An 8,399-nucleotide genomic window follows, 5' to 3' on the forward strand; every position below is an offset into this window, starting at 1 on the left:
GCACTTATGAATTTTGATTAAAATTTAGTTGTTCATAAAAACATGAAAGCCTTTTACAAATAACTCCTTTAATTTTGTTTTTAAAAAACGCTTTTTAACTTTTTTTCATTTTCTTTTCTATGAAAATGTTCAAGCATTCTATGAGCAAGGCAAAACCAATACCCGCATACAAATAATTTTTATCAACATGCAAATGCAATCCTTCTAAAAACAAAAACACGCCCACAACGAGCAAAAAAACAAAGGCTAAAGTTTTGATGCGGTAGTGCTTTTCAATAAAATTGCCAACGATTTTGGAAAAAAACATCATCACGATCACAGATAAAATAATAGCAAGCGCCATGACTTCTAGGTGTTTAGCGATCCCAATAGCCGTGATCACGGAGTCTAAAGAAAAGACAATGTCTAAAAACATGATTTCTATTAAAGTGATGAAAAAGCCAAACGCTTTTTCTTGGTGTTTTTCTTTAGGGTAGATCTGCTCTTTTAATTCCACTAACGCTTTAAAAGCCAAAAACGCCCCCCCTACAAGCAGCACCACATCACGCCATGAAAAGCTCATGCCCGCTATAGTGAATAAAGGCTTTTGCAAATGGCTGATAAAAAACAAGCTCCCTAAAAGCCCTATACGAGCGATCATCGCTAAGCCCAAGCCTAAAATCATGGCCTTATTTTGCTGGTGTTTGGGGAGTTTATAGACCATCACCGTGATAAAAATGATATTATCAATCCCCAAAATAATCTCTAAAAGCGTGAGCGTAGCCAAGGAGACTATGCCATGCGGTGTAGAAAGAGCGTCTAAGAGTGAGGATAAAAATTCCATAAAAGGCTACAACCAGCCTTTCTTTTTAAAATAGAGCACAGGCAAAATCGTAGAAATCGCCATGACAATCAGCGCGAAAAGATACCCGTATTGCCATTCTAACTCCGGCATGAATTTAAAATTCATGCCATAAATCGTGCCAATCAAAGTGGGGGGCATCATCGCCATAGTCGCCACAGTGAAGAGCTTGATGATTTTATTTTGCTCCACATTGACTTGAGAAGCGAACAGGTTTTGAATGTTATCAAGCGAGTTGAGATTGACCGTTGTAGACTCCACCAAAGAGCTAAAATCGGTTAAAATGATATTTAAATTATTTTTAGTATCGCTATCCACTTTATTGCTCCTTAATAAAGCGGTGATAATGCGCCGTTTGTCAAAAAAAGAATCCCTCAAAGCCACATTAAATTCTTGCAAATTGGACAAGCGCACTAAAATATCATCATGCGTAGAAGTTTCTTTGAAAATGATGTTTTTACGCAACAGGCTCGTTTGTTTGTTGATCCACTCCAAACATTCCACGCCTTTTTCAAAATACACTTCAAAGATTTTGGTCAGAATATCAAACCCGTCTTCAAATTTTTTAGGGCTAGCCAAAACCTTTTTTTGGATAGAATCAAAGATTTCTAAAGTCCCATAATAAATCGTGAAAAGAATGTTATTAGACAAAATAAAGGTCGCCATTTCCGTGTGGAAAGTCTCATTTTCATCCTGGTTAGTGAAAAAGGCGTTGATCGTAACGCTGGAGCTGTCTTCCCAATATTTGGTAACTGATGAGACTCGTTGGGAATGGTCTGTGTTGTAGTGGATAGCGTATTCTTGGCTTAGAGTGGCTAATTCATTGGGCGTAGGGTTGATTAATTCAAACCACAACACTTCATTTTCTTCTATATCAAAACCATTAAAATCATTAAAGCGTTTTTTAATGACAAATTTTTGCTGTTTGAAAAACACGTTCACCATAAGCGATCCTTAGAGTTAATGGCGTTTGTCCAAAACTTCAAAACAAGGTAAAATTTTGCCCTCTAATAATTCCAAACTCGCTCCCCCACCGGTAGAAATAAAACTCATGTTATCCTTTTCACCCGCGCGGTTGATCGCATCAATGGTATCGCCCCCACCAATGAGCGAGAAAGCGTAAGTGTCAGCGATCTTATGGGCTAAAAAGGTTGTGCCTCTAGCAAATTCTTGTTTTTCATGCACGCCTAAGGGGCCATTCCATAGGATCGTGGGTGCGCTCTCTATGACTTCAGAAAATAATTTCAGGCTCGCAGGTCCTATATCAGCGATCTTGTGTTTAGGTTCAATGTCTTGGACGGGTGAAATTTTGATGTGTTTGGGGTTAAGAATGTCATCAGTGGTTACAGCGTCTATGGGTAAATAGACTTTGACTTTTTTTTCTTTCGCGCTTTGCAATAACTCTAAGGCATCTTTTATCAAAGCGTCTTCTACAGAAGAATCTTGCACATCATAGCCTAAGGCTTTTAAGAAGGTGTTGCTCATCGCCCCGGCAATGATGAGCTTGTCAATGAGATCTAAAATGTTTTTTAATAGGGTGAGTTTGGAGCTGACTTTAGCCCCCCCTACAATCAACAATAGAGGGCGTAAAGGGTGGTTAAACGCTTGATAAAACGAATCAATTTCTTTTTTGAGTAAAAACCCACTCACTTTAACAGGGGCGAATTGTGCGGTGCCATAAGTGCTGGCATGTTTTCTGTGGCTCGTGCCAAAAGCGTCATTCACAAACACATCGCACAAGCTTGCTAAATCTTTAGCCAGATTTTCATCATTTTCTTCTTCGCCTTTTAAAAAGCGGATATTTTCTAAAAGAAAAATCCTTGTGGGCGCGTTTTCGCTTAGGGCTTGCTTGAGTTGCGCGATATTTTGAGAAAAAACCACTTCATGATTTAAGAGTCTTTCAAGGCGTTTTAAAAAGGGTTTCAAGCTCAATTTTTCTTCAACCCCTTTAGGGCGGCCCAAATGGCTCACTAAAATAATATCTTTAGCCTTATTGTCAATACAAAATTGGATGGTAGGCAAGCTCTCTCTAATGCGCGTATCATCGGTAATATTCAAATTTTCATCTAAAGGCACATTAAAATCCACTCTAATAAGCACCCTTTTATGGCTCACTTCCACTTCTTGAATGTTTTTAACGTTTTGCATAAACGACATTTTAGCTAACATGAAAAATCCTTTCTTTTAATTTTGCGCTATATATTGCGCCATGTCTATCAAGCGCTCGCTATAACCCATCTCATTATCATACCATGCCAATACTTTAGCATTTTTTTCGCCTATTGTCATGATTTGATCATCAATCACGATCGCGCTAAAAGGCGAAGAAATAAAATCGCTTGAAACGAGCCTTTCTTCATCAATGCTTACAACCCCTTTAAAGGCATGCTTACAAGCGTCTTTAAGTGCATGCTGAACGCTTGCTTTACTCACAACTTTTTTAAAATTTAAAGATAGATCCACCAAACTCACATTGGGGGTAGGCACTCTAATCGCAAGGCCTGTAACTTTAGGGCCTAAATGCGGTAAGACTAGCGAAATGGCTTTGCTCACGCCGGTGCTTGTGGGGATGAGATTAAGGCCGGCCGCTCTAGCGCGGCGGATGTCTTTGTGCTTGGTGTCTAAAAGGTTTTGATCGTTAGTGTAGCTGTGGATGGTGGTTAAAAGCGCATTTTCTACTTTAAAGGCTTCATCTAAGATTTTTAATAAAGGAGCGCTAGCATTAGTCGTGCAAGAGGCGTTAGAAATCACGCTTTCATTATGGTAATTAGTGTGATTCACCCCATAGACAAAGGTGGGGGCGTTTTGTGTGGGGGCGGAGATGATGACTTTTTTCACGCTGTTTTTAAGATGAGCGCTTGAAGCTTCTAAGGAATTGAATTTCCCCGTGCATTCTATGATGATTTCTGCGTTAGCGACAGAAAAATCAAGCTTGTTAATATCTCGCTCGCTCAACACTAAAATATTTTTACTATGCCCGATATTTAGGGTTCTATTGGCGTTTAATTGGGCTTCAAAATACCCATGCACGCTGTCATGGCGGATCAAATGCAAAAGAGTTTCTAATTCAGCGGTAGAATTGATGGCGACAATTTCTATATCCTTTCTTTGGCTAGCGACTCTTATAGCGCACAAACCAATGCGCCCAGTCCCATTGATAGCGATTCTAATTGGCATGTTTTCCCTTTATTTAAAAATTGATATTTTATCACAAATGCTTTTAAATCAAGGCATTCTCAAGGGGTTCTGCCTCATTAAATATCAATCACAAACTGAAATCAAAATTCTTGCGATAAACCTCTCGGTAAGCTTTTTGAACGCTTGAAAAAACCCCACTCCCTAAAAACCCCCTAGATAATGGGCTTGGGTGAGGAGCTGTGATGATGATGTGCTTGTTTTTGGGAATTAGCGCGATCTTTTTTTGGGCGACTTTCCCTAATAACACCACGATTAAAGGGGAGATCGTTTCAAAAAGGCGTATCAGTATTTGATCGCTAAAAGCTTCCCAGCCAATATATTTGTGCGAAGCGGCCTTATTTTTTTCCACGCTTAAAATGGCGTTCAATAGCAGCACACCCCTTTTAGCCCACGCGCTCAAATCCCCGCAACAAGGCACAGGCACGCCTAAATTCGCATGCAATTCTTTAAAAATATTTTTTAAGCTTGGGGGGATGGGGGCGTTTTTTTCCACGCTAAAGCTCAAGCCCATCGCCACCGGCAATTCTTGCTCATTGTCTAGGTAGGTGGAATGGTAGGGGTCTTGCCCTAAAAGGATGATTTTAACCGCGCTAGGGGGCGTTAGATTGAGTGCATAAAACAGATTAGAGCTTCTAGGGAAAATGGTTTTAGGGCTTTTTAGGGCTTCTAAGTAGCGTTTTTCTATTTCTAAAAAATAAGGCTTTTTAAATTCGCTTTGCAAAAACTCCCGCCAAGCTAAACTCAAAGGAGCGTAGTCAAAAAGCTTCATTGTTCGCTAGGGTTTAATTCATGATAGTGTTTTAAATACTCTTTTTGCATGCGTTCTTCTAATTCTTCATACCAGGTGGGCGAGTTAAAATCAGGCGTATAGCTTTCTAGCATGACTAAACGGGTGCGCGCTTTATAGGCTTCTAGGGGTTTGGAATTAAAGATTTTAATGGAATTGATTAACACCATGGGCTGGATTTTGAGCTGGAATTTTTCAGCGATGATTTTAGCCCCTTGCTTGAAAGGGAGGAATTTTTCTCCTCCTTTGCCTCTAGTGCCTTCAGGGAAAATCACTAAGGGGCGGTTTTGATCTAACTTTTCTTTACACGCTTTCAAAAGGCTCACAATCCCCTTTTTATCCTCTCTGTCAATTAAAATCATTCCGGTATCGGTTAAGGCATGCCCATAAAAGGGGATTTCACCCAGCTCTTTTTTAGCAATCCAGCAAATATTACTAGGGTGGTAGGCTTCTAAATAAATGATGTCTAGTAAGCTTTGGTGGTTTAAGACAATGAGTTTAGCGTCCGTATCAAAAGCGCCTATTTTTTCTAAATGAACCCCAGTGAGCGTGAAAAAACACGCGCAAGTTTTACGGCTAGAGCGCGCGTTATTGTTTTTGCGGTTAAAATAATTGAAAACAATGATAACAGCTAGTCCTATAGCGATCACTAAAGCTCTATAAATCGCTCTTAAACTATTTGACTTCATTTTTTTTGACCCATCCTATTTGTTCATGCGGCGTTAGGATTTTGTAATAATCATCATGCGAACCTAAGATTTTAATCGGCATTTCATTTTTAGAAAGCCCTAAAATGGTGGAATTTTGCGTGGGCAGAATGCGGATTTTTTTATGAGCGAGCAAAATGGCTGATTTTTGCGTGAATAAAAGGTGATACAAAACAAACCCTAAGCACAAAATCCCAAGCCCTAAAAAAATGAGTTTGCGCCCAAAAATGAAGAACAGCGCCAAGAAAAACACGCACAAAGCGAGCAGCGCCACATTAGAAAAGACTAAAAAATTGTTTTTAGGGATGAGATCGCTTTGAATACCGGTAGTGTCTTGAGTGGGAATGGCTGAAAAAGATAAGGTCTTAAATTGCTTATTTGAAAGCGAGAAATAATCAAAAGAAAGGTTTTGAATAGTCTTAGGCAACACGCAATAATAAAAAACGCTCCCTTCTTTAGCCTTGATCTGGTTTAAAGAGGCGTTATCAAACCCTTGTTTGATCGCTTCTTTGATGTGAAAATCTTCCCAAGTGGCTTCTTTGAACGCTATTTCCATCACCAAAATATTGTTTTTATCGTCATAATCTTTGGTTTTGTATTGCACAACTTGTAAATCTTTAGCCATGATTTTTGCGTAACGAGGGTTTTTTGACAAATCCGTTACTTGCAAGGCAACTTTTGGGGCTATGGAATGATCGATGTATTTGTCTTTATTGGAAAACGCGCTCACTTCTAAGGACGGGATACTCGCTTTTACGCCCTTAATCTTGTAATAATAAGTCGCTCTGAAAAGCTCTTTTTCCACCTTTTTCCATTTAGGCATTTTGCTTAAAAGCTCAATTTGGGTTTTATCCAACCCATCTTTGATTTTGGCTTCCAAAAACTCAGCGTCAAACAACAATAAATCATAAGTTACGCCTATAATTTGACCGATATAAACCGGATTGTTTTCCAAATCTTCTAATTGGGGGATTTTCACATAAGCCACTTTAGCCTTGATCTCTTCTGGCTCATTAGCGTTCTCGGCAACCAAAAAGCTTATCAAAAAGCTTAAAATCAAACTGATGATTTTAAGGATTTTGATTGGATGAGCGAAAAAACTCATTAACGATTTTTCAAATAAAAACCCCATGAGTTTTTATTTCTTCTTAGGCGCTTTTTCATCCATTTTCTCATCAACGATAGACCAGGTTTTCAAGCTGTCAATAGCGGTTTTTAGCTGAATATCATCATTGATCATTTTAGGAGTAACCTCTTTTTCCTCTTCATTTTTCTTGTCTTTATCAGCTTCTTTGGAATTAGGGGTTTTATCATCAAGTTTTTTAAGCTCTTGCTCTAAATGGTGTTTTAGATCCGCTTCTTTCAAGCTGAATTTATTTTCATTTTCTGGCGCTTTACCCGGATAAATCACAATATCAGGCGTGATCCCCTTAGCTTGAATGGTGCGCCCGCTCGGCAAATAGTAGCGTGCGGTCGTGATTTTAATGGCTTCATCTTTATTGACAGGGAGCAGCATCTGCACGCTTCCCTTACCAAAGGTTTTTTCACCGATAATCACGGCTCGCTTATGATCTTGTAAAGCTCCTGCTACGATCTCGCTCGCGCTCGCTGAACCGCCATTGACTAACACCGCAATAGGCAAATTGGTATAAGGGGCTCTGCCGTTAGCCTTGTATTCTAAATTTTCTTCTTTATTTTTGCCTTTTTGAGAGACTAAAACCCCCTCTTTAATAAAGAGATTAGACAAGCCCACCGCTTGGTTTAACAACCCTCCAGGATTCCCCCTTAAATCCAACACGATCCCCTTAGCCTTAGGGTTAGCTTTTAAGCCTTCTAAAACCGATTTGGTAACATTCTTGTCAAAACCACTCACTCTCACATACAGATAAGGGGTTTTTTCAATCTTTTTCACATAGACAGAGGGGAGTTTAATGATGTCTCTAATGATGTTAAACACCAAGGGTTTTGGCTCGTTTTTTCTCACAACGGTGATCTGAATAGGGGTCTTTGGCTTGCCTCTCATGAGATTGATCGCATCATCAATGCTCATGCTCAGCGTGCTTTCGTTATTGATTTTTAAAATGTTATCGCCTGATTTAACCCCAGCCTTGTAAGCGGGAGTGCCTTCTAAAGGAGCGATCACGGTCAAAACGCCATCGCGCATGCCCACCGTGATCCCAAGCCCCCCAAATTCGCCCTCGGTTTGGGCTTGAAATTCCTTAAACTTCTTTTCATTCAAATACGCTGAATGCGCGTCCAAATTAGAGAGCAAGCCTTCAATCGCTTTAGTCATGATCTCAGAAATACTGATTTTATCCACATACTTTTTTTCAATTTCTGAAACCACATTAGAGAAACGACTGAACGCTTCCACCCTTTTAGCCGCTAATTCTTGCGGATCTTCTTTAACCGGCTTGACCGGCTTTTTTTCCTTAACTTCACCACCATGCAAACTCACAGCAAGAGAAATCGCTAACAACCCTTTAAAAAGTCGTTTTGTCATTGTTAATAGCACCACCCATTTTTGAGATTAGAAAGAATCACCTTTAAGGTTTTATTCAATTTTTTGCGTTTATTCTATCTAAAATTTAGATAACATGCCCATTCATTCACTCATTTTGAGCCTAAACGATACAACAAAAACGCATAACTCCCCGATCCATTCACATGCAAATCGCAAAGCATGCCCGTTACAAAAACATTAGAAATGGGGCTTATTTTAGAGCCTCTATCGCAAACTAGAGCGAGATTAGGCAAGGCAGAATAAAGGGAAGGCTGAACCTCCGCTTCTGCGGTAGATGTTGAGATCGCTCGCTTCTTTGCTGATGAATGCGGCATTAAAGTCAAAATCTCCGATGGCTTTGGC

9 protein-coding genes are annotated in these 8,399 nt (G+C 39.6%); all 9 read right to left on the minus strand.

Going from position 1 to position 8,399, the window contains the following annotated elements; translation table 11 throughout:
* Window positions 1-94: 94 nt before the first annotated feature.
* A complete protein-coding gene (locus tag IC572_RS05185) occupies window positions 95-823 on the minus strand; it encodes a TerC family protein (protein WP_187855282.1) in 729 nt (242 codons plus the stop codon).
* 6 nt (window positions 824-829) lie between these two features.
* Entirely contained in the window at window positions 830-1,786 is a 957-nt protein-coding gene (corA, locus tag IC572_RS05190) for a magnesium/cobalt transporter CorA (RefSeq protein ID WP_000248511.1), read from the minus strand.
* Window positions 1,787-1,801: 15 nt separating this feature from the next.
* On the minus strand, window positions 1,802-3,010 hold the full coding sequence (locus IC572_RS05195; RefSeq protein ID WP_187855283.1) for a phosphoglycerate kinase: 1,209 nt from the start codon (window positions 3,008-3,010) through the stop codon (window positions 1,802-1,804).
* A gap of 15 nt (window positions 3,011-3,025) precedes the next feature.
* Entirely contained in the window at window positions 3,026-4,018 is a 993-nt protein-coding gene (gene gap / locus IC572_RS05200) for a type I glyceraldehyde-3-phosphate dehydrogenase (protein ID WP_187855284.1), read from the minus strand.
* 88 nt (window positions 4,019-4,106) lie between these two features.
* Window positions 4,107-4,808: a uracil-DNA glycosylase gene (gene ung / locus IC572_RS05205; RefSeq protein WP_187855285.1), complete on the minus strand. Its 702-nt coding sequence runs from the start codon at window positions 4,806-4,808 to the stop codon at window positions 4,107-4,109.
* Entirely contained in the window at window positions 4,805-5,515 is a 711-nt protein-coding gene (locus IC572_RS05210; RefSeq protein WP_187855286.1) for a 1-acyl-sn-glycerol-3-phosphate acyltransferase, read from the minus strand. The genes ung and IC572_RS05210 overlap by 4 nt, the downstream gene beginning before the upstream one ends.
* Window positions 5,502-6,665, minus strand: a complete 1,164-nt coding sequence (locus IC572_RS05215; protein WP_187855287.1) for an SH3 domain-containing protein — start codon at window positions 6,663-6,665, stop codon at window positions 5,502-5,504. The genes IC572_RS05210 and IC572_RS05215 overlap by 14 nt, the downstream gene beginning before the upstream one ends.
* Before the next feature lie 6 nt (window positions 6,666-6,671).
* Entirely contained in the window at window positions 6,672-8,036 is a 1,365-nt protein-coding gene (locus IC572_RS05220; RefSeq protein WP_164863311.1) for a S41 family peptidase, read from the minus strand.
* 110 nt (window positions 8,037-8,146) lie between these two features.
* On the minus strand, window positions 8,147-8,399 hold a 253-nt coding region (locus IC572_RS05225; protein WP_232263344.1), incomplete at its 5' end, for a hypothetical protein.

Origin of the sequence: Helicobacter pylori (assembly GCF_014496485.1) — a bacterium.
Lineage (GTDB): Bacteria > Campylobacterota > Campylobacteria > Campylobacterales > Helicobacteraceae > Helicobacter > Helicobacter pylori_DD.